The organism is Larkinella sp. C7 (genome assembly GCF_006149005.1).
Classification (GTDB): Bacteria; Bacteroidota; Bacteroidia; order Cytophagales; family Spirosomataceae; genus Larkinella.
This window is the reverse complement of record NZ_VBSL01000047.1, coordinates 1-1830: the sequence shown is the minus strand read 5'-3', so window position 1 is coordinate 1830 and position 1830 is coordinate 1. Positions and strand designations below refer to the sequence as shown.

The 1830-nt window shown below is 43.3% G+C and carries 2 protein-coding genes; both read right to left on the bottom strand.

Annotated features, from left to right (window positions below; genetic code table 11):
* Window positions 1-58: 58 nt before the first annotated feature.
* Complete coding sequence (locus FH871_RS34270; RefSeq protein WP_094966472.1) at window positions 59-1174, bottom strand: ISAs1 family transposase; 1116 nt, start codon at window positions 1172-1174, stop codon at window positions 59-61.
* 333 nt (window positions 1175-1507) lie between these two features.
* Window positions 1508-1720 (bottom strand): YdbC family protein, encoded by a 213-nt coding sequence (locus FH871_RS34265; RefSeq protein WP_002963105.1) that lies wholly within the window; start codon window positions 1718-1720, stop codon window positions 1508-1510.
* Window positions 1721-1830: the final 110 nt, after the last annotated feature.

The window sequence follows — 1830 nt, the reverse complement described above, 5'->3', positions numbered from 1 at the left end:
GCACGACAAACGCATGAATGTTTCTTCTCTGTTTTACCATAGACGATCACTTTTTTGACTAGATTAATTTCTTCAAATACTGGTCAAAGTTCATCCCTAAGTTGAATTTTTTCCGTCTCAAACTCATTTTCTTGCCAACATCTAACTGTTTAAGCACAGCTAAACAAAACTTATCCAGCACGTTCAAGTTAAAAGCTAATTGTTTATTCAAGGTCTTGTTGGCGTCCTCACGAAAGACAACATCCAACTGCCAATGCATGCTCTCAATTTGCCAATGCCCACGGACATAAGCACAGAATTCCTTAGCACTTGCCTGACAACTTAAGATAAAGTAACGGGTATCCTCACTTTGTTTGCCCTCCTTATCAATCGTGATACTGGCTTTTCCAATACACTGGATATGACCCCAGTTAGGGCGTTCCTTGCGTAACCAAGCCGTATCGTTAATGACTTCATAACGTCTAGTCTCAACCTGGCCGTGAGCCTTCTCTACGGTTTCGTAACTGTCTGTCTCCCTTTTACCCACGTTAAAGAAAGGCTGAATATCCTCTAAAAGTCCTTTCTGATTTTCTTTAACCGCCAAGCAATAATCTGCTTGCTTCTTGATAATCTTGTTGGCAATAGCAGTCTGAGTACCCATAGCGTCAATACTAATCAAGCACCCTTTTACAGAAATCTTATCCAACAAATCGGGGATAGCTGTGATTTCATTACTCTTGTCATCGGTTGCCACTTGACCATAACAGATACCTAAATCTGTCGCATAGGCAGACACAATGTGCAAGGCTTTTTGAGTTTGACTGGAGTTGCCTTTAATGGTCTTTCCGTCAATTGCTAGGAGGCGTTTGGCAAAGCTGGGAAAGGTCTTAGCAGACAGGTCAGCCTCACGGAGAATGTCGTTCCACATCAAGGTTACTTCCACCAAAACTTGCGCATCCAAGGTCGCAAAAACACGTTGCAGGGTGTCGTGAGATGGAATACCGTTTTCCAAGGTAAGTACACTACGTAAGGAAGTTTCATAGATATTTCCAAAATCCTCTATTTCTTCCCAGAATTCTGCACCTGAAAGGCGGGCAAAGAAGATGAGCAGCACAATATCAGCCAAGCTATGCTTGATCTTCCAATTGTCACGCTCATCACGGACAGTGATAAGAAATTCTATAATCTCAGACATAAAGACACCTCCTAAGTCTATTATAACTCCGGAGGTGGACTCTTTTTTATGAATCTATTATCTGAAAACGTTATTTTCTTCATGCGTTTGTCGTGTGTTGCAAGGCCTAGAATGGAGCCACCCAGCTAGGAAATTGACTGTTTTTCTAGCTGACAGTCACCAAACCAAGCAGACCTACTTAAACCCCAAGTGCCTCAAGTTAGGAAGCCTCATGGGAGCCCAGTAATTAGGACGGGCACATTATCTGACTTTTTGGGTAGAAAGTTGCTGGAAGCAGGCTTGCCACTGCAAAAAAAAGGTGACCACTGCTCCATGAGCAGGGTCACCTTTTCTTTAATTTTTGAAGGCTTCCACCAAGGCCTTAAATTCTTCATTGGTCAAGGTGATTCCCTTGCCCATCTTGGTGTGGTCGGGGCTCCAAGAGCGGATGTCGTACTTGGCTGGAGCACCATTGAAGCTGACCCGATTAAGTTCCTTGGTCCAACCCTTGTCGTTTTCTGAGAGAACCAACAGTTTCTCCTCAATTTCAAATGTAAATTCTGCCATAAATTTGTCCTTTCATAAGATACCACGGAGCAAAGCCACCTTCTTGTCCATACAAGAGCTGGCTGACGGCAATCACTAGGGTGGTTTGCCTAAACTTCTTACTAAGCCAG

Excerpts from the sequence above, each read along its gene's own strand:
- FH871_RS34270 (WP_094966472.1), bottom strand. The coding sequence starts at position 1,174 with ATGTCTGAGATTATAGAATTTCTTATCACTGTCCGTGATGAGCGTGAC.
- FH871_RS34265 (WP_002963105.1), bottom strand. The coding sequence starts at position 1,720 with ATGGCAGAATTTACATTTGAAATTGAGGAGAAACTGTTGGTTCTCTCA.